Raw genomic sequence first — 22,870 nt, 5'->3', positions numbered from 1 at the left:
TTTGCATGTCGGCCAGAAGGCGGGCGTTTTTGTCGTCGTAAATATCCGGGTCGCCCAGATGTGCCTCGATCTGCATTTTGCGGGTCGAGAGTTTTTCCATCTGTTTTTCAAGTTGTTCCACTGCCCGGCGCAGCGGGGCAGCGGCCTTGCGCTTGTCTGCCGCACGTTGGCGTTCCGCCTTGCGGTCACGCTTTTCGTCGGGGGTTTCGGCGGCGCCGGGTTTGTCGGCGCGACGATCGGCACGGGCGCGGTCCAAAAGATATTGGCGATATTCGGCAACATCGCCGTCAAAGGCATTCACCCCGCCATCGGCAACCAGAATAAGACGATCCGCACAGGCTTCGATCAGATAGGGATCGTGGCTGATGATGATCACGGCACCTTCATAGGCATTCAGCGCATGGTTGAGCGCATCGCGGGCGTCGATATCGAGATGGTTGGTCGGTTCGTCAAGAATCAGCATATGTGGGGCATCAAGCGTCATCAGGGCAAATAGCAGGCGGGCTTTTTCGCCGCCTGACAGGTTGCTGACCTTGGTGTTACCCTTGTCGCCTTCAAAGGCAAAACGGCCAAGCTGGGCGCGGACCTTGTGTTCGATCACATCGGGCATCAGGGCCGCCATGTGCTGATAGGGGGTTTCGTCGCCGCGCAGCTCGTCGGTCTGGTGCTGGGCAAAATAGCCGATGCGTAACTTGCTGGAAGCGGCCATTTCGCCGGTTTCAAGGGCCAGACGACCGGCCAGCAATTTCGCCAGCGTCGATTTGCCGTTGCCATTGGCTCCCAAAAGGGCAATGCGGTCATCCATATCGATGCGCAGGCTGATATTGCGCAGGATCGGCTTGCCGGGTTCATAACCGACATTGCCATCGGTGATGGTGATCAGGGGCGGCGGCAATTCCTGCGGGCTGGGAAAATCGAACGAAATACTGCGGTCTTCGACCACGGCAATCGCCGGACCCATTTTTTCCAGCATCTTGATGCGGCTTTGTGCCTGTTTGGCCTTGCTGGCCTTGGCGCGGAAACGGTCGATAAAGGATTGCAGGTGTTTTTGCTGGGCAATCTGTTTGTCGTAATGCTTGGACGCCAGTTCCATCTGTTCGCGCCGGGTTTTGGCAAATTTGTCGTAATTGCCACCATAGAGCGTCAGTTTGCCACCATGCAGATGGGCAATATGCTTGACCGCCCGGTTCAAAAGATCGCGGTCATGGCTGACCAGCACAATCGTACCGGGATAATTGATCAGATATTGTTCAAGCCAAAGCGTTGCTTCAAGGTCAAGATGGTTGGTCGGTTCGTCGAGCAACAAAAGGTCGGGCTGTAAAAACAGGGTTGCTGCCAGAGCCACACGCATGCGCCAGCCACCGGAAAAATCATCGCAGGCGCGTTTTTGGGCTTCGGCATCAAAGCCAAGGCCCGATAGAATGGCGCTGGCCCGTGCTTCAGCCGTGTGGGCATCGATATCGGCAAGTCGGGTATGAATGTCGGCAATGCGGTGACCGTCGGTGGCGGTTTCGGCCTCGGCCAGCAATTGCGCGCGCTCGGTATCGGCGGCCAGAACGGTATCAAGCAAGGAGCGTTCGCCCGCCGGGGCTTCTTGCGATACCATGCCCATGCGCACCCGGTTGGGCAGCGAGATATCGCCGCCATCAAGAACAAGCTGCCCGGCAATCAGTTTTAAAAGGGTGGATTTGCCTGCGCCATTGCTGCCGATCAGGCCGACCTTGTGCCCGTCCGGGATGGTCAGACTGGTCTGGTCAAAGATTACCCGGCCGCCAATGCGGTAGGTCAGATCGGTAATTTGCAGCATGGCGCGCCTGTGATATCTCGAAAACGAATGGAATCGGGGACGTTATTCTGCCCTCAATAAGACAGCACGCCTTGGGGTGCAAGGATTCTTGATACTGTCATGATCGGGTGGAGGTCCCCTGTTGCCAGGGTCAAAAGACCGGCAAAGACCTGATTTCGGGCCTTTTTGCGGGCTTTGGCGTGGTTTTTGCCGGGAATGTGCTGCGCGCAGGGCTGTGCTGCGCGGGAAGAAACAGGTGTTGCGTTGCGGTGCAAGGGCGTTTATACAGCGCCGACCTGTTTGGGGGTAATGAATTTTTTATAAGTAGCTAGGTGAAACCAATGGCTATCGAACGTACTCTGTCCATCATCAAGCCTGACGCGACCCGTCGCAATCTGACTGGCAAGATCAACGCTGTCATCGAAGATGCCGGCCTTCGTATCGTCGCACAGAAACGTGCGCGCCTGACACGCGAACAGGCTGAAGGATTCTATGCCGTTCACAAGGAACGCTCGTTCTTTGGCGAACTGGTGGACTTCATGGTCTCTGGCCCGGTTGTTCTCCAGATTCTTGAAGGCGAAAATGCGGTTGCAAAATACCGCGAAGTTATGGGCGCAACCAACCCGGCCAACGCCGAAGAAGGCACCATTCGCAAGCTTTTTGCCGAATCCATCGAAGCCAATTCGGTTCATGGTTCGGACTCGCTGGAAAATGCAGCGATTGAAACTTCGTTCTTTTTCGCACAGACCGAAATCGTCGCTTAAGCGACTGTTTCTGGCGATAAACAACGCAAAATTTAAAAGCGCCCTGCGATTGCGGGGCGCTTTTTTTGTGACCAGATTTTACAGTGCAGGCGAGGTTACATCAGAAACGCCGCCATCAGAACCAGAACGACCGAGACGGCGATGCCGCTATACAGAATGAATTTGGTGAAGCCGTGCCAATTGGTTTCATGGTCCCGGACCAGTTGAAGATCGTAATCGCTACCCTGCATGATTTCCTCCCTAAAGGTGAACAGGTTATTGTCACCCCGGCTTGGTGCCTTGTTATGGGTGAACAAAAGAAATCATAACACAATCGGGTGGCGAAAATCGCCTGTGTTTTGATGCGGGTATCGGCCATGAAAAAAGCCGTCGGCGGAACCGGCGGCTTTTTGCGGCATCCAGGTGGTGGACGCGATTTCGGTGTTTGGCACTCAGACGAGGAAAATCGCCATCAGGCTGAGGATTGCGATCACGGTGACAGTGCCATAAAGCACAAATTTGGTGAAACCGTTATAAATCTCGACATGCTTGTTGGTCAGTTCGTAGTCATTGCCCTGCAATTTGGCCTCCGGGGTTTGGAATCATTCCACCTTATAATCAGCACGGTGCTGCGGTGCAAGATGCGCTTTTGCAGTTTCTTACCGCGATGCGATGATCGGGCTGGTTTCGGCGAAATCGGGGCGGCGGCTGTCGCGGATTGTGACAATGCCGTTTTCGCCCACATGGACCCGGCCTTCGGCGATCCATCGGATCACCTCGGGATACAGGCGGTGTTCCTGTTTCAGGACCCGGTGGGCCAGTGCCGGGGCATCGTCGCCGGGCAAAACCGGTACCACGGCCTGGGCGATGATCGGCCCGGCATCCATTTCCGGCACGACATAATGCACGGTACAGCCGGAAAATTTCACGCCTGCGGTAATCGTCTGCTCATGGGCATGCAACCCCTTGAAGGACGGCAATAACGAGGGGTGAATATTGATCAGCCGACCTTGCCAGCGGGTGACGAAACTTTCACCAACCAGACGAAAATACCCGGCCAGGACCACAAGATCGGCACCGCTTTGTTCGATCAGGGCGCTGACGGCGGCATCATAGGATTCGCGACCGCCGGGATAGCCTTTGTGGGCAATCGCCTCGGCGCGAATCCCGGCCTTGCGGGCGCGATCAAGGCCTTTGGCATCGGTCTGGTTGGAAAAAACCAGACCGATTTCGGCAGGATAATCGCGTTTGGCACAGGCATCGATGATGGCCTGAAGATTGCTGCCGCCGCCGGAAATCAGGACGGCGAGTTTCAGCTTTGCCATCTCAGCTTTCCCATGCGCGGGTCATGTTTTTGATGATAACCTGCGGGCCGTCACCGGCACGCGGGCCGATCACGCCGATCTGGCTGACGGTTTCGCCGTGGTCGCGCAACAATGCCTCGGCCGCATCGGCTTTATCTGCCGGAACAACCACGCACATGCCAATGCCACAGTTAAAGGTGCGCGCCATTTCCATGGCCGAAATACCGGCCTGTTTGGACAGCCATTTAAAGATCGGCAGGTAGTCCCAGCAGCTTGCATCAAAGACAGCCGTCAGGTCATCGGGCAGAACACGCGGCATGTTTTCAGTCAGGCCGCCGCCGGTAATGTGGGCCATTGCCTTGACCAGACCGGCCTTATGGGCGGCCAAGCAGCTTTTGACATAGATTTTGGTCGGTTCAAGCAGCGCCTCGCCCACGGTTTTGCCCGGTGCGAAGGGGGCCTCATCGCCGTATTTGAGACCGGCGGTATCGACCACCTTGCGGACCAGCGAATAGCCGTTGGAATGCACCCCGCTTGAGGCGAGACCAAGGATCACGTCGCCCTCGGCCACGGTGGTGCCATCAAGCAGTTCACCGCGTTCGGCCGCCCCGACGGCAAACCCGGCAAGGTCGTATTCGCCATCGGCATACATGCCGGGCATTTCGGCGGTTTCGCCACCGATCAGGGCGCATCCGGCCTGTTTGCAGCCTTCGGCGATTCCGGCGACGACATCGGTTGCCTTATCGACGGCAAGTTTGCCGGTGGCGAAATAATCAAGGAACAAAAGTGGTTCTGCCCCTTGCACCACCAGATCATTGACGCTCATGGCGACAAGGTCGATGCCGACGGTGTCGTGTTTGTCGGCAAGGAAGGCGACCTTTAATTTGGTGCCAACGCCATCGGTGCAGGAAACCAGCACCGGATCGTTATATCCGGCAGCCTTGAGGTCGAATAATGCGCCGAATCCACCCAGTCCGCCGGTGACTCCGGTGCGGCTGGTGGCTTTGGCCAGCGGTTTGATGGCATCGACAAGGGCATTCCCCGCATCGATATCGACGCCGGAATCCTTATAGGTGAGGCCGTTGCGGGTGGTCATGGGCGATCCTCGCACTCACTGAAATATAACGGGCAGCGGGGCTTGATAAATTCCGCTGGGGCGAAAATACTCAAACGCGGGCTGAATGCAATGATCCTGCGACGCATGGGAGAGTTTTCTTTGCAGAATGGCTCAGGCATGCGAGAAAGACAGACGGCAACCAAATGCGAAAAAAGAGGCAAACGTGCTCGACAGACTGAAAAAAATTATCCCGCTGACAGGTTTTGCGATGCTGGTGGTGCTTGTCGCCGCCCCGGTCGGGGCACAGGATCTCTTTTCCGTTGCGGGGGTGCGCGTTGATGAAAGTGCCGAAACAGCGGCCCGTGCCCGCGATCTTGCCCTTGCCAACGGGCAACGCATTGCCTTTGACCGCGTGGTTGCGCGTCTGACCCTGCCCGAACATCGGGCACGGCTTGGACGCCCCGGCGATGGCGACCTTGCCAATCTGGTGCGGGATTTTGGCGTGTCAAATGAACGCACATCATCGGTTCGCTATATTGCCGATATGACGGTGCGCTTCAAGGATAACGAATTACGCAATTATTTGCGATTCCGCGATATCCCGTTTGCCGAAACCCTGTCAAAGCCTGTGGTGATTTTGCCGGTTTATAAATCGGGGCCGACGGCCGTCCTGTGGGATGATCCCAATCCGTGGCGCGATGTCTGGTCGCGTGATGGTGTGGCGGGCGGGCTGGTGCCGGTCAAAACGCCGATTGGCGATTTGCAGGATATCGGCACGGTTTCGGTCGAACAGGCGCAGGCCGGGACGCAGGAACGATTTGTCGATATTGCCGGGCGGTATGGTGCGGATGTGACGGTTGTTGCGGTGGCCGAAGTCACAGGCGCATCAGGGGCCGAAACGGTTGATGTATCGGTCAGTCGGTATGGCCGGGATGGCGTGCCGCAGGTTTTTGGTGTGCGCGAAACAACGGCCAGCGGCGAAACAGTGTCGCAAACCCTTGAAAAAGCCGCGATCGCCGTTAGTGAACGTCTTGAGGATGAATGGAAACGGGCCAATCTGATTGATTATGGCACCGGCGGGCAATTGATTGTCTTTGTGCCGATTACCGGGCTTGACGACTGGGCGGGGATTGAACGCCGCCTGAACCAGTTGCCCCTGATTCGCAGCACCAAAATTGTCGCGATGTCGCGGCGCGAAGTGCAGCTTGCCCTTGATTATGTCGGGTCGCCCGATCAGTTGCGGCTGGCGCTGGCGCAACAAAACCTGACTTTGATGCAGATGGACGATCTGTGGTTCCTTCAGCCGGTCGGGCAAAACCGGCCGGGCACGCTGTCGCTGGGAGGCTGACCGATGACGCTCCGCGATCAGGCGCGGTTCTGGCTGCTGTTTATAGTGGCCTTTTTCCTTGTGATCTGGCTGTTTTCCGGGATTTTGTTGCCGTTTGTCGCCGGGATGGCGATTGCCTATTTTCTGGACCCGGTGGCGGATCGGCTGGAAAAATATGGCATGGGCCGCACTTGTGCGACCATGATCATCACGATTGTTTTCTTTTTGCTGGTGTTTTTGGTGCTGTTGCTGGTGGTGCCGCTGATTGGCAATCAGCTTGCCGGGTTTCTGGAACGTCTGCCGGGTTATCTCGACACCCTGCGCAGCAATACAGTACCGTATCTGCAAAGCCTGATGGACCGGATTGCACCGGAAACCCTGGATGGCATTACGCAATCGGTCAAGGGACAGGCGGCCAATGCTCTGAAATGGACCGGTGAGGTTCTGGGCAATGTGTTGTCGGGTGGTTTGGCGGTTTTGAATTTCCTCAGCCTTGTGTTTATTACCCCGGTGGTGGCGTTTTATCTGTTGCGGGACTGGGACAAGATCGTGGCACGGATTGACGGGCTGTTGCCGCGCCGTCTGGCCGGTGATATTCGCCAGTGCGCGCGGGAAATTGACGATACCCTTGCCGGGTTTGTGCGCGGGCAATCCACCGTTTGCCTGTTATTGGGCCTGTTTTATGGCATTGGCCTGACGTTGGTCGGACTGGAATTCGGGTTTGTCATCGGATTGTTGACCGGGATTTTGTCCTTTGTGCCGTTTGTTGGCATGATTGCCGGGTTTGCTGTCGGTATGGTGGTAGGGCTGGCGCAATTCGGGTTTGGTGTTGATATTGCATTGGTCGCGCTGGTTTTCGGTGTGGGGCAGGTGATTGAAGGCAATTTCCTGACGCCGAAACTGGTGGGTGACAAGGTGCAACTGCATGCGGTCTGGGTGATGTTTGCCTTGCTGGCCGGGGGGGCGGTCTTTGGCCTGTTGGGCGTCATGATTGCCGTGCCGGTCGCCGCCGTTATCGGTGTTCTGGTGCGTTATGGTCTGCGTCAATATCTTGACAGCCGGTTATATGATCATGGGGCGGTTGTGATGGACCCTTCTTCCGGGGATCAGGCTGAAAAGTGACCGAGATTCCCGTTCCTCCGCATATCTCCCCCCGGCAATTGCCGTTGGCGCTGGAATTGCGTCCGGCATTGGGCCGCGATGATTTCATGGTGGCCGATTGTAACCGCGAGGCGGTGGCATGGATTGACCGGTGGCCCGACTGGCCGGTTCCGGCCTTGTGCCTGTATGGTCCTGCCGGATCGGGCAAAAGCCATCTGGCGGAAGTCTGGCGGGCGCGATCCGGGGCGCACAGCATAGCCGGAGGTGCTTTGGCCGGGCAGGAACCGGATATTTTGCTGGGCGATGGTCTGGGTCTGGTGATCGAGGATGCCGATCAGGGGCTGGATGAAACCGTATGTTTTCATCTGTATAATATGTTGAAAGAACGGGGCGGGCATTTATTGATGACTGCGCAACAGCCCCCGGCACGCTGGAGCCTGCATCTGCCTGATTTGCGATCCCGGATGGGGGCGGCACTGGTATGTGAAATTTTGCCGCCCGATGATGATCTGATGGCGGGGCTTTTGTTAAAACTGTTTGCAGATCGTCAGATTGCGCCAAGCCCGTCCATCATCGCCTATATCCTGCCGCGAATTGAACGGTCCTTTGCCGCCCTGACTGATCTGGTTGGTGCAATTGACCGCCGCGCCCTTGCGGAAAAACGACCGGTGACATTGCCGCTGGTGCGGGCCATCATGGATGGCGATGCGCAGGATTGATGGATTGATTGACTTGCCCGGAATCGGGATTTTCGGGTTATAGTTGCCCGGTTTCAACAGACGGATCAGACGGGTGATTCCCAAAACAGCCAGACCGACATTAAAAATTCATACAGATGCCCTTAAGGATCGCGGCCATCTTGTCGGCTGGCGGGAATGGGTATCTTTGCCGGATTTTGGCGTCTGGCAGGTCAAGGCCAAGGTGGATACCGGGGCACGGACATCGTCGCTGCATGCCACCCATATCAAGATGATCAGCCGCGATGGCAGGCAGTTTGTCAAATTTAACTTGCCTCATTATCGCGGGGACGGGCATGGTCGTGTCGCCTGTGAAGCGCCACTGGCCGATATTCGCGAGATTCGCAGTTCAAACGGCGAAGTCGAAAACCGATATGTGATTTCGACCCATATCGGGGTTGGTGCGCACCGGCTAAAGGTGGAGATGACCCTTGCAAACCGCACTTTGATGGGCTTTCCCATGCTTTTGGGGCGCACGGCATTGCGGGCCGGAAAATTTTTGGTTCAGCCGGGAAAATCTTATCTGGCGGGAAAGCCGGAACCGGTCTATATCGCCGATCAACCGGGCACTGAATAACCGCAAGGAAGGTCCGCGCCACCCCACATCATTCATGACCGTCCACGGGAGTTCGTCTCTATGAAAATCGCCATGCTTGCGCGGAATGCCAATCTGTACTCCCACCGCCGGATCGTCGAGGCCGCCCAGCAGCGCGGCCATGAAATTGATGTGATCAATACCTTGCGGGTGACGATGAATATCACCTCGCTGAAACCTGAAATTTTTTATGGCGGCGACAAGTTACTGGGCTATGACGCGGTGATCCCGCGCATTGGCGTGTCGGTGACATTTTTCGGGCTGGCGGTGTTGCGCCAGTTTGAAATGATGGGGGTTTATCCGCTTAATGAGTCGGTGGCGATTGGCCGGTCACGCGACAAATTGCGGTCATTGCAAATTCTGGCGCGGCGCGGCATTGGCCTGCCGGTTACGGCCTTTGCCCATGATCCCAAAAAAACCGATGAAGTGCTTCAGATTGTCGGCGGTGCGCCGGTGGTGATCAAATTGCTGGAAGGCACACAGGGCATCGGGGTGGTTCTGGGGGAAACCGAAAAATCGGCCAAATCCGTGATCGAGGCCTTTCGCGGTGCCAATGTCGATATCATGGTGCAGGAATTCATCAAGGAAGCCGGAAATTGCGATATTCGCTGTTTTGTGATTGGTGGCAAGGTGGTCGCCAGCATGGAACGCAAGGGGGCCGAAGGAGATTTTCGGTCCAACATGCATCGCGGCGGTACGGCACGCGCCATCCGTATTACCCCGCAGGAACGATCAACAGCAGTTGAAGCGGCGAAGGCAATGGGGTTGAATGTCTGTGGCGTCGATATCCTGCGATCCAATCACGGGCCGGTGGTGATGGAAGTCAATTCCTCGCCGGGGCTGGAAGGGATCGAAGGGGCGACGGGCAAGGATATCGCAACGATGATCATTGAATTCATGGAAAAAGATCACCGTCCGGGCAAGGTAAAGACCAAAGGCAAGGGATAACAGATTGCGGGATTTCGGCAACGCATCGAACAAAGGCAGCAAGGCACCCGATTTTGAGATTGGCGGTCGTAAAATTTCGGCCGGAACCCGCCAGCTTGTTGATTTGCCGATTTCCCTGATGTCGAACCATACACCAGTCAATCTGACGGTGAATGTCGTGCATGGCAAACGCCCCGGCCCGACCCTGTTTGTCAGCGGGGCGGTGCATGGCGATGAAATTGTCGGTGTCGAGGTGATCCGCCGCATTTTGAAATCATCGGTGCTTAAGGCGATGCGCGGGACTTTGTTGGCGGTGCCGCTGGTCAATGCCTTTGGTTTTTTGAACCATACCCGTTATCTGCCGGACCGGCGCGATTTGAACCGGTGTTTTCCCGGTTCGCCGCACGGGTCATTGGCCGCACAACTGGCCCATTTGTTCCTGACCGAAATTGTCCAGCGGTCCGATTTTGGCGTGGATTTGCATTCGGCGGCGGTCAATCGCGTCAATTTGCCACAGGTGCGGGTGAATGAAGGCGATGCCGACATCATGGCCTATGCCGAGGCATTCGGTGCACCGGTGATCCTGACATCGCCCTTGCGCGAAGGATCGCTGCGACAGGCCGGACGCGAGGCCAAGGTGCCGATCCTGTTATTTGAAGCCGGGGAAGGCTTGCGGTTTGACGAAATGTCGATCAGGACCGGGGTGTCGGGTGTTTTGCGGGTGATGCGCAAACTGGGCATGGTTGCCGAAAGTGCGGTGCGCCCGACCAGATTGCCATCCTTTACATCGTCAAGCAGCCATTGGGTCCGCGCACCGCAAGGCGGCATTTTACGCACCTTCAAACTGGCCGGGGATTTCGTGAAAGAGGGTGAGGTGGTCGCCGCTGTATCGGACCCGTTTGGCCAGACCGACAGCGAAGTGGTGGTGCGCAGTTCCGGCCTGATCATTGGCCGCACCAATCTGCCGATTGTCAATCAGGGCGACGCCCTGTTTCACATCGCCGCGATCAAACGCGGTGCCGAAGTCCAGGAACGCATGGATGCGATGGAAAGCCATCTGCAATCCGATCCGTTGCTGGATGAAGATGAAATTATCTGAGCCAAAACAAAACCCGGCATCGCAAGATACCGGGTTTTGCATAAGGTGCAGAAGGGTTTGATCAAATGTCGGGATACCAGGTGCCGAGAACCCCGAATTCCTCAAGCTTCGCCACAACCAGTTCGGCGGCCGCTTCGGCGCTTTGGCTGGTGGTGTTGACCGTGATTTCGGCGTTTTGCGGTTTTTCATAGGGGCTGTCGATGCCGGTGAAATTGGCGATCTGGCCGTCGCGGGCTTTTTTATAAAGGCCCTTGATGTCGCGCTGTTCGCAAATTTCCAGCGGGGTATCGACAAACACCTCGATAAATTCGCCCGGTTCCAGAAGGCCGCGTGCCAGTTGCCGTTCGCTGCGGAACGGCGAGATGAACGATACCAGCGTGATCATGCCCGCATCGACAAACAGCTTGGCGGTTTCGGCCACCCGGCGGATATTTTCCACCCGGTCGGCATCGGTAAAGCCCAGATCCTTGTTCAGGCCATGGCGCACATTGTCGCCATCAAGGGTATAGGTGTGTTTGCCCAGCGCATGCAGTTTCTTTTCCACCAGATTGGCGATGGTGGATTTGCCCGCCCCCGACAGGCCTGTAAACCACAGAACGGCCGATTTTTGACCTTTCTGATAGGCACGGGCACCCTTGTTGATGTCCATTTCCTGCCACTTGATATTGGTCGCACGGCGCAGGGAATGATTGACCATCCCGGCCCCGACCGTGGCATTGGTGTAACGGTCGATAATGATGAACCGCCCGGAATGGCGGTTTTCCAGATAAGGATCAAAGGCCAGAGCGCGGTCGGTTGCGATATTGGCAACGCCGACTTCGTTCAGTTCCAGCGTCTTGCCCGCCACATGTTCGAGCGTATTGACATTGACCTTGTATTTCAGGTCGCTGATCTGGGCGTTTGAGATTTGTGCGCCCATCTTGATCAGATAGGGGCGACCGGGCAGCAAATGGTCTTCGTGCATCCAGATGATTTGGGCTTCAAACTGATCGGCGAAATCGGGTTTTGCATCGGCATGAGCCAGAACATCGCCGCGTGAAATGTCGATTTCATCTTCAAGGGTCAGGGTAATTGCCTGTCCGGCAATGGCCTGATCCAGATTGCCGTCAAAGGTGACAATGTCGCGCACCTTGCTGGTCTGGCCCGAGGCGGTGACGATGATGTCGTCGCCCGGTTTCACAACGCCGGACGCCACGGTTCCGGAAAAGCCCCGGAAATCCAGATTGGGGCGGTTGACCCATTGCACCGGCAGGCGGAACGGTTTTTCAATTGATTCCTGTTCGACCTGAACCGTTTCCAGATAGGCCATCAATGCCGGGCCGTCATACCACGGGATGTTCGGGCTGTTGGCAAGGATGTTGTCGCCGCGCAGGGCCGACAGCGGAATGGCGGTGATTGAACTGTAATTCAGTTGCCCGGCAAAGGCGTGATATTCGGCAACGATGGCGTCAAATGTGCCCTGATCATAGTCGATCAGATCCATTTTATTGACCGCCAGCACCACATGCCTGATCCCCAAAAGAGAGGTGATGAAGCTGTGTCGCCGGGTTTGCGTCAGGATGCCCTTGCGCGCATCAATCAGGATCACGGCGACATCGGCGGTGGAGGCACCGGTGGCCATATTGCGGGTATATTGTTCGTGGCCGGGGGTATCGGCGACGATGAATTTGCGTTTGTCGGTCGAAAAGAAACGATAGGCGACATCAATGGTGATGCCCTGTTCGCGTTCGGCCTGAAGCCCGTCCAGCAACAGGGCGAAATCGATTTCACCGCCCTGGGTGCCGACCTTGCGGGAATCGGCCTCAAGGGCGGCCAACTGGTCTTCAAAGATCAGTTTGGAATCCCATAACAAGCGCCCGATCAGGGTGCTTTTGCCGTCATCGACACTGCCGCAGGTGATAAAACGCAGCAGGCTTTTTTCTTCCTGGGCTTTAAGATAGCCAAGAATGTCATCGGCGATCAGATCGGATTTGTGCGCCATCAGAAATAACCTTCCTGCTTTTTTTTCTCCATCGAACCGGCCTGGTCATGGTCAATCATGCGGCCCTGACGTTCGCTGGAACGGGTCAGCAGCATTTCCTGAATGATGTCGGGCAGGGTGGCGGCATCGGATTCAACCGCCCCGGTCAGGGGATAACATCCCAGCGTGCGGAACCGGACGGACCGCATTTGCGGCACTTCGCCGGGATTCATCGGCATGCGGTCGTCATCGACCATGATCAGCATGCCGTCGCGTTCCACCACCGGGCGTTTGGCCGAATAATACAGCGGCACAATCGGAATATTTTCCAGATAGATATATTGCCAGATGTCCAGTTCGGTCCAGTTCGAGATCGGAAAGGCGCGGATGCTTTCGCCTTTGTTGATGCGGGCATTGTAAATATCCCACAATTCCGGGCGCTGGTTTTTCGGGTCCCAGCGATGGGTTTCGGTGCGGAAGGAAAACACCCGTTCCTTGGCGCGGGCCTTTTCCTCGTCCCGGCGTGCACCGCCAAAGGCCGCATCGAATTTGTATTTGTTCAGCGCCTGTTTAAGGGATTCGGTTTTCATCACATCGGTATGCAGGCCCGATCCGTGGGTGAAGGGGCCAATGCCGCGATCCACACCATCCTGATTGATATGGACAATCAGATCAAAACCATATTCGGCCGCCATGCGGTCACGAAAGGCGATCATTTCGCGGAATTTCCACGTCGTATCGACATGCATCAGGGGAAAGGGCGGCGGGGCCGGGTAAAAGGCCTTGCGCGCCAGATGCAGCAGAACCGATGAATCCTTGCCAATCGAATAGAGCATCACCGGTTTTTCAAACGATGCGGCCACTTCGCGGATGATGTGGATGCTTTCGGCCTCTAGCTGGCGCAGATGGGTCAGATTGGGCTGCATTCTCTTTCCTGACGGTAATCAACACATGTTAATGTGTGTATAAATATATTTCACTTTGGAATGATGGGTAATATGAAACGCGCCACGATGCAAGCGCGTTTTACCTTATCATTCCCGGAATTTTACCCCGCATATCGGGTGCCGGGTGGATATATCGGGGCAATGAAGACCATCCCGATATGTGTCCGATGCAGTATCCTGTGGAAATGTGACGATAAATCAAATCGATTGGGGCCAAAAAAGGGTGGGATGCGCTTCAGGGTGTCGGGGCAGGATCGGTTTTGGTGGAAAGCCGGGTGATGTCTTTTTGCTTCAAGGCTTCCTGTTTCAGCCATGAAAGGAAAAGCCGGAGCGGTTTCCGGCATTCTGTATCCTGCCGTGTGACAAGCCAGTATGCTATGCCCAGATGAATTGTTTGGGGCAGGGGTTGGACAAGGCGCTGTTGCGTCAACCATGTCCGGGCAAGACGCCCCCGTGCAAGCGCCACACCTTGTCCGGCGGCTGCGGCCTGCAAAAGCAGGGATGAACTTGCAAAGCGCGGCCCCTTTGCAAACAGGTGTCCGTTTTTTGCCATGAGTTGCGGGGTGTGGTTCTGGAACCAGATGTTCCATTGGGCCTGAGGGTCTGTATCGTGGAGCAACGTCACATTTCCGAGGTCGTTGGGCTGTTTCACATGTTCGGACAGGGCCGGGTGGCAGACCGGAAACAGGATTTCATCCATAAGAGGGGTGCAGAGGACACCGGGCCATGTGCCCGTACCCATCCGCAGGGCAAGATCACAATTTCCGGAACGCGGATCGACAATTTCCCGGGTTTCTTCAATCCAGATTTCAATGCCTGGCTGTTGTGCCTGAAAACCGGGTAGTCGGGGCATGAGCCATTCGGTCGCAAAGGAGGCTGTTGTGCTGACCCGCACGATTGTGTCGCTGGTTTCCGACAGGGAACGGGTGCCGTCGCGCAGGATATCAAGCGCCTGCCCGACATGACGGGCATAGTCTGTTCCTGTTTTGGTGGCAACAAGCCTGCCAGCATGTCGTTGGAATAACGGACGGCCTACCCAGTTTTCAAGTTCTTTGATCTGTCGGCTGACGGCGCCGTGTGTGACATTCAATTCTGCTGCTGCGGCAACTGTTGTGCCAAGACGAACCACGGCCTCGAAGGCTTTGATGGCCGCAAATGGCGGTAGATTTTGAGACATTCCAATCCTGTGAGTTTTTTGCACATCCTGTCGAGGATTGTTCATTTGTCCGCCAAAAGCAAGTGCGGCAGAAGGAAGTGCAGAATCAGGAAAAGGAAAGATCATGAATAAAATTGCTGTTACCGATTATCCGATTGAACATTTGCTGGCGCGTCGCTGGAGCCCGCGGTCTTTTGCGAACCGCCCCATCGCCGGGGAACTCATTCATTCCCTATTTGAAGCCGCACGCTGGGCACCTTCGGCCAACAATTTACAACCGTGGGCCTTTCTGTATGCGGTTCGGGGGACCAAAGAATTTGACCATTTGCTGGCCACTCTCAAGCCGACAAATGCCATATGGGCAAAGGAGGCGGCGATGCTGGTTTTGGCAAGCGCCATTTCGGACAGGCCGGATGGCAGTCCGAACACCCATGCCAGATATGATTTGGGACAGGCCGTTGCGCATTTGACAGTTCAGGCAACGGCACAGGATCTTTATGTTCATCAAATGGCCGGTTTTGACGCCGGTCTTGCCCGGGCAACCTTTGGTGTGCCTGATGATTATGATCCGGTTGTGATGATTGCGGTTGGTTTTCTGGGCGATGGTACCGCTTTGCCGGAAGAAACAAGGATAAAGGAGACGGCGGCGCGCTCCAGAAAACCCGTTGGGGATTGTGTTTTTAACACTATTTGGAAAGGGCCGGGTTCCGATATCTGAGCAAGGTGGTGAATGGCCGGACGGGTGACAAGGGCTTGCTTCGGGCCCGTTAAGTATATTGTATAAAATATCCTAGACAGGGCAGAAAGCTTGTGCTTTCATGATCGAAAGCAAGGTGTCGCATATCCTTGCCGAACTTCAAATCAGGGAGTCGATCATGATCAGTTTTGCGAAAAAAGCGGTGCTGGCAATGGGGGTTGCATGTGCAGCTTTTCCGGCCTTTGCCGCAGATGTTTCGTGGCGCGTGCCGACCTCGGTGCCCGAAGGGTCGCCGTTTTATGTCAATTTTCTGGAACGTTTTGCCGGTAATGTGAAATTGCTGACCGGTGACCGGATTGAAATCCAGCCTTTTGGTGCCGGGGTACTTGTGCCGGCCCTTCAGGTATATGAGGGTGTTCAGGATGGCATTATTGATGCCGGTCATTCCACGCCCAGCTATCTTGTCAATAAAGACCCGGTCAATGCGATTTTTGCCGGTTTTCCGGGCGGGATGGGACCTGAAGCCTACAGCGCCTGGATCTATGAGGGCGGCGGCAAGGAAATGCTGGAAGAAATCCGGGCCGAAGAAGGTTTCAAAAGCCTGATCGTCGGTCTTGGTTCGTCCGAAATTATGGCCCATGCCAACAAGCCGATCCGGTCTGCCGAAGACCTGAAAGGTCTGAAATATCGCACATCAGGCCCGTGGGCCAAGGTGATGGAAGAATATTTCGGGGCGGTGCCGACGGTGGTGCCGCCGGGGGAAATTTATACCCTTTTGCAGCGCAAGGGCGTTGATGCGATTGAATGGGGTCCCCCATCGGGCAATCTGCCCGAAGGTTTCCACGAAGCCGCCCCTTATATCATCGTACCGGGTGTTCATCAGCCGACCTTCCTGTGGGAAGTGGTGTTGAAACAGGAAACCTGGGATGCGCTGGATGAGGATTTGAAGCCGTTGGTCGAGGCGGCGGCAGAACTGACAACCATGCAGGGCCTGATCAGTTTTTATAATGACGATATCGCCGCAATGGAAAAATATCGTAGCGGTCGCAACGAGATCATCACCCTTGAACCGGCATTCATCAAGGAACTGTCCGACGCAGGCACGGATTGGATGAGGAAGACCGCCGAAAAGGAAAAGGCCGAAGGCCGTGGCCGGATGGCGGAGATTCTTGCCAGCTATAATGCCTATAAGGCAAGCTGGTCGGCAGAAAGCAGCTACCTGATCCGTAATCAGGATTAACACAGATTATTGGAGACGATCATGTTTCCCTCGTTCTTTGGTGCGATGGACAGGCTTGCGGGTTTTTTCTCCCAAATTGCCCGGCTTGTCGCCGTTGGCCTGGTCGTCTCCATGATCTATGAAGTTGCGGCGCGTTATGTTTTTAACGCACCAACACTTTGGGCCTTTGATATTGCCTATATGTGTACGGGTGTTTTGTTCATTCTTGGGGCCGCACAGGCCCTGAAGGAAGATGCCCATGTCCGCATTGATTTTCTGTCAATGCGGTTTCCCAAACGTCTGGCGCAACTGATCGAAGGTACGGTTTTTGTTGTGGTGCTGTTTCCGATTTTTTCGGGTCTGTCATGGATTGGCATCCGGCGTGCCTTTCGGGCATGGGAACGGGGCGAGGTTGAAATGGTCAGCCCGTGGGCGCCCCTGATGTGGCCGTTTTACAGCCTGTTGGCCATAGGGCTTGTCATCCTCAGTTTGCAGATATTGGTCGAGGGCCTGCGGGCCTATGGCGGCAAGGGTCGGTTGCAGTCGCAGGTGGAGATCTGACCATGTTTGTTGCGGGATTGATGTTTCCGGGGCTTTTTGCCCTGGTTCTGGCGGGTATTCCCATTGCCTTTTCGCTGGCGATTGTTTCCTTTGCGGCGGGGCTGGTTGCCTTTGGCCCTCATATTTTCAATCAGCTTTACGGCAGCCTTTATTCGGCATCGACCAATTTTATCCTGTCGGCCATCCCGATGTTCATCCTGATGGGGGCGATACTGGAACGGTCCGGCATTGCCGAACGCCTGTTTAAAACCATGCAATTATGGATGGGGCGGTTGCCCAATGGTCTGGCCGTGGCGACCATTGCCATGGGCGCGGTTTTTGCCGCCGCCGCCGGGGTGGTCGGCGCGGTTGAAGTCATGATCGGCATGATGGCAATTCCGGCGATGCAGCGTTATCGCTATGATAACAGCCTGATTGCCGGCACGGTATGCGCGGGTGGGTCCTTGGGCACCATGATCCCGCCGTCGGTGATCGCCGTGATGTATGCGTCGCTTGCCCAGTTGTCGGTGGGGGAATTGCTGGCCGGGATGGTGTTTCCCGGCCTGATCATGATCGGGCTTTTTATCGGCTATCTGATTGTGCGCGGTGTGCTGTCCAAACCGGTCGATCATGGCATTGTCGATGAAGAACAGGCCTTGCCGCTGGCGGAAAAGCTGAAAATAACCGCCGGGACCCTGTTGCCGGTGATTGCCCTTATTGTCGCGGTGCTGGGGTCTTTGCTGGCGGGGATTGCATCCCCGACCGAGGCGGCATCGGTCGGGGCGGTCGGTGCGCTGATCCTGTGCATCGCCTATGGTCGGTTCAGTTTTAAAGTTTTGCGGGAATCCCTTGAAATTACGGTGCGGATTTCGGCGATGATCCTGTTGATCGTTGCGGCAGGCACGATGTTTATGGGGGTTTTTGCCGCCAATGGGGGCGGGCAACTGATCCGGAATTTCATCGAAAGTGCCGGGATTGGCACAGTCGGGATGATTGTGTTTTTTCTGGTCGTCGTGTTCGTTCTGGGCTTTGTTCTGGACTGGACGGCCAATGTGCTGATTTGCGTGCCGTTGTTTACGCCCTTTGTCAAGGCGGCGGGCATTGACCCGGTCTGGTTCGCCACAATGGTGATTATTGTGATCCAGACCGGATATCTGACACCGCCGATGGCATCCTCGATCTTTTACCTCAAATCCATAGCACCGCCCGATATGACCTATGCCCAGATGTGCCGCGGGGTGGTGCCGTTTATCATCCTGCAAATCATTACTTTGGCGCTGGTTGCATTGTTCCCCGAAACCGCGACGTGGCTACCTTCCAAAATTGTGGGTTTCTAGACAGGGTATTCCCGATACAAACCGCCCGGATGACGTATTGTCCGGGCGGTTTTTTGTTACAGGCGGGATAGATTTTTATTGAAAAGTGTGATGTAATGCATCACGATCAAGCTATGATCAGGAGCTTTCAGCACAAAGGCCTTCGGCTGTTTTACGAGACGGGATCGCACCGGGGGATCAATCCGTCTCATGTGCGCCGTGTCGCGCGGATATTATCGTTTCTTGATCGTGCGACGGAACCCGATGATCTGAACATTCCCGGATGGCGATTGCATGGTCTGTCTGGAAAACGGGAAGGGTTCTGGTCTCTGACGGTCAGTGGCAACTGGCGCATCATTTTCCGGTTCATCGACAATGATGTCGAGCTGGTTGACTATCTGGATTATCATTAAACAAGAGAGATGCAAGATGGCGATGTTTAACCCGCCCCATCCCGGCGAAACCTTGCGGGAAGATATAGTGCCCCAATTGGGGATCAGCATAACTGAACTGGCTCGCAGGCTGGGCTTTGCGCGGGAAACCTTGTCGCGCATTTTGCACGAACACGCCCCGGTCAGCCCCGATCTTGCTGTGCGGCTGGAACGCGCCGGAATTGGCAAGGCGCGGGTATGGCTTGGCGTACAGGCAGATTATGATTTGTGGCAGGCGGAACATCGCGACCAGCCGCCGATCGAACGGTTCGCCGGATAGTTCCGTTTGCCCCGATTGTCTACATAATCACTGCCCGGATACCATAGGCGACGGCGGAAACGGTTGCCAGCCCGGCCAGATAAAGCCCGACAAACCACAGCCATTTTTTCGCGGTGGGGGAAAGGGATATATGCATCAGTGATACCCCTCGTCATCAATCTTGCCGCGAAAAACGTAATAGGCATAGGCGGTATAGCCGATAATGATCGGCAACATGATCGCCGCCCCGACCAGCATAAAGGCAAGGCTGTTATCGGGGGCCGCTGCACTGCGAAAATCAATCGTGGGCGGGACGATATTGGGATACAGCGTGATGCCAAATCCCAGATAGCACAGAAAGAAAATCGCCAGCGTAATGCCAAAAATCGTGCGTTCGCGGTGCTGTGCCGCCCGCCACAACCAGACCAGCAAGCCCGTCGTCAGGATCGGGATCGGGGCGAGATAGATGATGTTGGGGAAGGAAAACCAGCGTTCGGCATAGGCCGGATTGACATAGCTGGTCATCAGCGACACCACGCCCAGATTGACCGTCATCCACAAAATGGCCGGTTTGGTCAGGGTGCGCAGATGGTCCTGTAACGGGCCTTCGATTTTCATGATCAGCCAGCCCGCCCCCAGCAGGGCATAACCGACCACAACCGCGCTGGCGCAGAAAATCGAAAACGGGCTGACCCAGTCAAACGGTCCGCCGACAAAGGCCCCGTTTTCAACATCAATGCCTTCGATAAACGCGCCCAGCATGGCACCTTGCATGGCGGCCGCAATCAGCGAGCCGGTGCTAAAGGCGAAATCCCAGTGTTTTTGGTGTTTTGTGCTTTTGAAGCGAAATTCAAACGCCACGCCCCGAAAGACAAGAGCCAGCAACATGGTGATGACCGGAATGTAAAAGGCGGTCATCAGGAGGGAATAGGCCTGCGGGAAGGCGGCATAAAGCCCGCCGCCGCCCAGCACCAGCCATGTTTCGTTGCCATCCCAGATCGGGGCGACGGCATTCATCATTTTGCCCCGGTTTTCGGCCCCCGGTTCAAACGGAAACAGAATGCCGATGCCAAGGTCAAACCCGTCCAGCGTGACATAGGCAAAGACGGAAAAGGCGATCAACAGGCCCCAGATCAGTTGGTAATCCATTGTGATATTTCCTCTTTGCCTAGCGGGTCTGATCGGCAACCGGACGGCTGCCGGTGCGGGTGACTTCACCATGCGGGGCATGGGCGTGACGCGGGTCCTTGGCCATTGCCTTGAGGATAAAGCCGGTGCCCGCCCCGAAAACCACGGTGTAAACCACCACAAAGGCGGCCAGTGACCCGGCAATCGCCATCGGGGCGACCGGTGATCCGGCATCGGCGGTGCGCATGATGCCGTAAATCACCCAGGGTTGCCGTCCGACCTCGGTCGTGGTCCAGCCTGCCAGAATGGCGATAAAGCCGCTGGGGCCCATCAGCAGGGCAAAACGATGCAACCAGGCGCAGCTGTAAAGCGATTTGCGCCAGCGGGCAAACAGGCTTGCCGCCCCTAAAAGCGCCATCAAAAAGCCGATACCGACCATGATGCGGAACGACCAGAAAACAATGGTGGCATTGGGTCGGTCTTCTGGCGGGAAATCATTAAGGCCGACGACTTCGCCGTTCCAGTCATGGGTCAGGATCAACGAGCCGAGTTTGGGAATTTCCAGCGCATATTTCGTTTCCCCTGCCGCCATATCGGGCAGGCCAAACAGGATCAGCGGCGCACCGGTGCGGGTTTCAAAATGGCCCTCCATCGCCGCGACCTTGGCGGGTTGGTGTTCCAGTGTATTCAGGCCATGAAAATCCCCGGCGATGATCTGGATCGGGGCGACAATCGCCGCCATCCACATTGCCATCGAAAACATCACCCGTGCCGCCCCATTGTCGCGGTTGCGCAACAAATGCCATGCCCCGACCGCCCCCACCGTAAAGGCGGTGGTCAGATAGGCCGCCAGCACCATATGAACAAGCCGATAGGGAAAACTGGGATTAAACACCACATCCCACCAGCTTTCGACCATCAGGCGGCCATCTTGCAAGATATGGCCGGTCGGGGTTTGCATCCAGCTGTTGGCAGACAGAATCCAGAAGGCCGAAATCACGGTGCCCACCGCCACCATGCCGGTGGCAACCACATGCAGACGCGGCCCAACCCGGTTCAGGCCAAACAGCATGATACCCAGAAAGCCGGCCTCAAGGAAAAAGGCGGTCAGAACTTCATAGGCCATCAGGGGACCAATGACGGGGCCGGAAAATTCCGAAAACGGGCCCCAGTTGGTGCCAAACTGATAGGACATGACAATGCCCGACACGACACCCATGCCAAAGGCCAGCGCAAAAATTTTGACCCAGAATTTGTAAAGCGACAGATAGGTATCGTCTTTGGTGCGCAGCCACAGCCCTTCAAGTACCAGAAGATAGCTTGCCAGACCGATGGTCAGGGACGGGAAGATGATATGAAAGGCCATCGTGAAGGCGAATTGCACACGGGCCAGTATTTCGGGATCAAGCATAACCTGTTTGTCCTCATGATCTGCGAATCCTCCCCGATGTCGCGAACCCTGACCCTGATCAGATAGTACAGACTGGCAGCCATGCCACTCTTTTGTCTTATTTTAATTCCGGAGTGCATCCATAGTCATTTTGACCGGTCTGCACATTGCGTATTCGCAATTTCAGACCGGAAAAACCGGATGATCAGGATCGGGCCGGGTCCGGCAGGCCGGGCTTTTCCCTGGCGCAGGTCGCCCGACACAGTTCGGCCAGCGTTGCTGCCGCCTTGCCGTGATGGCGTTCCTTGTGGCGCAGCATGAAAAACTTGCGCGGCGGCAGGGACCAGGCAACTGGCACCAACCGCCCCTGATCGATCAGGGCGGATGCCGCCAGTCGCGAAACGGCGGTGGCGCACAGCCCGGCCTGAACCGCCGACATCACCGCATCGTTTGACGGCAGGATCATGGTGACGGAAAGCCGGGTGATGTCGGCCCCGTCGCGCATCAGGGCGTTTTCAAATTCCGACCGGGTGCCCGACCCGGCTTCGCGCAGGATCCATGGTGTGCCGTGTACCAGTTGATCAAGGGTGACGGTGCGGCCATCTGCCCATGGATGTTGTGCGCCGACCACGATGGTCAGGGCGTCTTCGCCGATTTCCTCGCGGGCCAAAGCCGGATCCTCAATTTCCCCTTCGACAAAGCCGATATTGGCGGTGCCACGCAGCACGGCATCGGCAACGGTGCGGGTATTGCCGGTTTCGACATGCAGATCGATATGGGGATGATGATAATGAAATTGCATCAACAAGGGCGGCAACCAGTATCCAGCGATGGTCTGGCTGGCCTGAATGTGGATTTCGCCGCGTTTCAACCCACCCATTTCCGCCAGGGCCAGTTCGGCGGCCCGCACACGGGCCAGTGTTGCCCGTGCTTCGCCCAGAAACACCCGGCCACTTTCGGTCAGTTCGATCCGCCGCCCGACCCGGTGAAACAATTCCACCCCATAGAAATTTTCCAGATTGCGGATGGCAGAACTGACAGCGGAAGGGGTCAGATGGATGGCTTCGGCTGCACGGGTCAAATGTTCGCGCTCCGCCACGGCGACAAAAATGTAAAGCTGTTCAAAGGTCATGACAACAATCATTCGATTA

Annotated in this window: 24 protein-coding genes; 13 read left to right on the top strand and 11 right to left on the bottom strand. The window is 56.1% G+C overall.

What is annotated here, in order from left to right:
• Positions 1 to 1,807 (bottom strand): ABC-F family ATP-binding cassette domain-containing protein (locus tag Q8O73_RS02280; protein ID WP_305554300.1); only part of this gene is annotated, 1,807 nt, incomplete at its 3' end.
• Positions 1,808 to 2,127: 320 nt separating this feature from the next.
• On the opposite strand from Q8O73_RS02280, the gene ndk reads away from it, so the two are divergent.
• Positions 2,128 to 2,550 carry a nucleoside-diphosphate kinase gene (ndk, locus tag Q8O73_RS02275; protein WP_305554297.1) on the top strand — a complete coding sequence of 141 codons (423 nt, stop codon included), beginning with the start codon at positions 2,128 to 2,130 and terminating at the stop codon, positions 2,548 to 2,550.
• 95 nt (positions 2,551 to 2,645) lie between these two features.
• On the opposite strand, the gene Q8O73_RS02270 is transcribed toward ndk, so the two are convergent.
• The 4 genes from Q8O73_RS02270 to purM all read right to left on the bottom strand — a co-directional run bounded on the left by Q8O73_RS02270 (position 2,646) and on the right by purM (position 4,929).
• Entirely contained in the window at positions 2,646 to 2,780 is a 135-nt protein-coding gene (locus Q8O73_RS02270; RefSeq protein WP_305554294.1) for an aa3-type cytochrome c oxidase subunit IV, read from the bottom strand.
• A gap of 201 nt (positions 2,781 to 2,981) precedes the next feature.
• Positions 2,982 to 3,110, bottom strand: a complete 129-nt coding sequence (locus tag Q8O73_RS02265; RefSeq protein ID WP_305554291.1) for an aa3-type cytochrome c oxidase subunit IV — start codon at positions 3,108 to 3,110, stop codon at positions 2,982 to 2,984.
• 78 nt (positions 3,111 to 3,188) lie between these two features.
• On the bottom strand, positions 3,189 to 3,854 hold the full coding sequence (gene purN / locus Q8O73_RS02260) for a phosphoribosylglycinamide formyltransferase (protein ID WP_305554288.1): 666 nt from the start codon (positions 3,852 to 3,854) through the stop codon (positions 3,189 to 3,191).
• A gap of 1 nt (position 3,855) precedes the next feature.
• Complete coding sequence (gene purM / locus Q8O73_RS02255; protein WP_305554285.1) at positions 3,856 to 4,929, bottom strand: phosphoribosylformylglycinamidine cyclo-ligase; 1,074 nt, start codon at positions 4,927 to 4,929, stop codon at positions 3,856 to 3,858.
• 184 nt (positions 4,930 to 5,113) lie between these two features.
• Here purM and Q8O73_RS02250 point away from each other — a divergent pair, with 184 nt between their 5' ends.
• The 6 genes from Q8O73_RS02250 to Q8O73_RS02225 all read left to right on the top strand — a co-directional run bounded on the left by Q8O73_RS02250 (position 5,114) and on the right by Q8O73_RS02225 (position 10,676).
• Entirely contained in the window at positions 5,114 to 6,238 is a 1,125-nt protein-coding gene (locus tag Q8O73_RS02250) for a DUF2066 domain-containing protein (RefSeq protein WP_305554282.1), read from the top strand.
• Positions 6,239 to 6,241: 3 nt separating this feature from the next.
• Positions 6,242 to 7,339, top strand: a complete 1,098-nt coding sequence (locus tag Q8O73_RS02245) for an AI-2E family transporter (RefSeq protein ID WP_305554279.1) — start codon at positions 6,242 to 6,244, stop codon at positions 7,337 to 7,339.
• Positions 7,336 to 8,037, top strand: a complete 702-nt coding sequence (locus Q8O73_RS02240; protein ID WP_305554276.1) for a DnaA ATPase domain-containing protein — start codon at positions 7,336 to 7,338, stop codon at positions 8,035 to 8,037. Before Q8O73_RS02245 ends, Q8O73_RS02240 begins: the two co-directional genes overlap by 4 nt.
• 73 nt (positions 8,038 to 8,110) lie before the next feature.
• On the top strand, positions 8,111 to 8,632 hold the full coding sequence (locus Q8O73_RS02235) for an ATP-dependent zinc protease (RefSeq protein WP_305554273.1): 522 nt from the start codon (positions 8,111 to 8,113) through the stop codon (positions 8,630 to 8,632).
• Positions 8,633 to 8,692: 60 nt separating this feature from the next.
• Positions 8,693 to 9,598 carry a 30S ribosomal protein S6--L-glutamate ligase gene (rimK, locus tag Q8O73_RS02230; protein ID WP_305554270.1) on the top strand — a complete coding sequence of 302 codons (906 nt, stop codon included), beginning with the start codon at positions 8,693 to 8,695 and terminating at the stop codon, positions 9,596 to 9,598.
• Between the two features lie 4 nt (positions 9,599 to 9,602).
• The gene (locus tag Q8O73_RS02225) at positions 9,603 to 10,676 is read left to right on the top strand and encodes a succinylglutamate desuccinylase/aspartoacylase family protein (protein WP_305554267.1); all 1,074 of its coding nucleotides are present in this window, start codon (positions 9,603 to 9,605) and stop codon (positions 10,674 to 10,676) included.
• 61 nt (positions 10,677 to 10,737) lie between these two features.
• On the opposite strand, the gene cysN is transcribed toward Q8O73_RS02225, so the two are convergent.
• From cysN to Q8O73_RS02210, 3 genes are all read right to left on the bottom strand, one after another.
• Positions 10,738 to 12,657 carry a sulfate adenylyltransferase subunit CysN gene (cysN, locus tag Q8O73_RS02220; RefSeq protein WP_305554264.1) on the bottom strand — a complete coding sequence of 640 codons (1,920 nt, stop codon included), beginning with the start codon at positions 12,655 to 12,657 and terminating at the stop codon, positions 10,738 to 10,740.
• On the bottom strand, positions 12,657 to 13,562 hold the full coding sequence (gene cysD, locus Q8O73_RS02215) for a sulfate adenylyltransferase subunit CysD (RefSeq protein WP_305554261.1): 906 nt from the start codon (positions 13,560 to 13,562) through the stop codon (positions 12,657 to 12,659). The genes cysN and cysD overlap by 1 nt, the downstream gene beginning before the upstream one ends.
• A gap of 256 nt (positions 13,563 to 13,818) precedes the next feature.
• Positions 13,819 to 14,760, bottom strand: coding sequence for a LysR substrate-binding domain-containing protein (locus Q8O73_RS02210; protein WP_305554258.1), 942 nt, complete (start codon positions 14,758 to 14,760; stop codon positions 13,819 to 13,821).
• 103 nt (positions 14,761 to 14,863) lie between these two features.
• On the opposite strand from Q8O73_RS02210, the gene Q8O73_RS02205 reads away from it, so the two are divergent.
• From Q8O73_RS02205 to Q8O73_RS02180, 6 genes are all read left to right on the top strand, one after another.
• Positions 14,864 to 15,457, top strand: coding sequence for a nitroreductase family protein (locus Q8O73_RS02205; protein ID WP_305554255.1), 594 nt, complete (start codon positions 14,864 to 14,866; stop codon positions 15,455 to 15,457).
• A gap of 100 nt (positions 15,458 to 15,557) precedes the next feature.
• Positions 15,558 to 16,676 (top strand): TRAP transporter substrate-binding protein DctP, encoded by a 1,119-nt coding sequence (dctP, locus tag Q8O73_RS02200; RefSeq protein ID WP_305554252.1) that lies wholly within the window; start codon positions 15,558 to 15,560, stop codon positions 16,674 to 16,676.
• A 21-nt stretch (positions 16,677 to 16,697) separates the two neighbouring features.
• Entirely contained in the window at positions 16,698 to 17,216 is a 519-nt protein-coding gene (locus tag Q8O73_RS02195; RefSeq protein WP_305554249.1) for a TRAP transporter small permease subunit, read from the top strand.
• Positions 17,217 to 17,218: 2 nt separating this feature from the next.
• The gene (locus Q8O73_RS02190; protein ID WP_305554247.1) at positions 17,219 to 18,532 is read left to right on the top strand and encodes a TRAP transporter large permease subunit; all 1,314 of its coding nucleotides are present in this window, start codon (positions 17,219 to 17,221) and stop codon (positions 18,530 to 18,532) included.
• Positions 18,533 to 18,645: 113 nt separating this feature from the next.
• Positions 18,646 to 18,924, top strand: coding sequence for a type II toxin-antitoxin system RelE/ParE family toxin (locus Q8O73_RS02185; protein ID WP_305554244.1), 279 nt, complete (start codon positions 18,646 to 18,648; stop codon positions 18,922 to 18,924).
• Positions 18,925 to 18,940: 16 nt separating this feature from the next.
• On the top strand, positions 18,941 to 19,222 hold the full coding sequence (locus tag Q8O73_RS02180; RefSeq protein WP_305554241.1) for a HigA family addiction module antitoxin: 282 nt from the start codon (positions 18,941 to 18,943) through the stop codon (positions 19,220 to 19,222).
• A 135-nt stretch (positions 19,223 to 19,357) separates the two neighbouring features.
• Here the strand turns inward: Q8O73_RS02180 and cydB are convergent, their stop codons facing one another.
• The 3 genes from cydB to Q8O73_RS02165 all read right to left on the bottom strand — a co-directional run bounded on the left by cydB (position 19,358) and on the right by Q8O73_RS02165 (position 22,851).
• Positions 19,358 to 20,356, bottom strand: coding sequence for a cytochrome d ubiquinol oxidase subunit II (cydB, locus tag Q8O73_RS02175; protein WP_305554309.1), 999 nt, complete (start codon positions 20,354 to 20,356; stop codon positions 19,358 to 19,360).
• 13 nt (positions 20,357 to 20,369) lie between these two features.
• A complete protein-coding gene (locus Q8O73_RS02170; protein WP_305554238.1) occupies positions 20,370 to 21,740 on the bottom strand; it encodes a cytochrome ubiquinol oxidase subunit I in 1,371 nt (456 codons plus the stop codon).
• A 184-nt stretch (positions 21,741 to 21,924) separates the two neighbouring features.
• Positions 21,925 to 22,851: a LysR family transcriptional regulator gene (locus tag Q8O73_RS02165; protein ID WP_305554235.1), complete on the bottom strand. Its 927-nt coding sequence runs from the start codon at positions 22,849 to 22,851 to the stop codon at positions 21,925 to 21,927.
• Positions 22,852 to 22,870: the final 19 nt, after the last annotated feature.

The organism is Thalassospira sp. (genome assembly GCF_030690045.1).
In the GTDB taxonomy this organism is placed as follows: domain Bacteria; phylum Pseudomonadota; class Alphaproteobacteria; order Rhodospirillales; family Thalassospiraceae; genus Thalassospira.
Note: the sequence above shows the minus strand (reverse complement) of the source record. Positions and strands in the feature narration are given on the sequence as shown.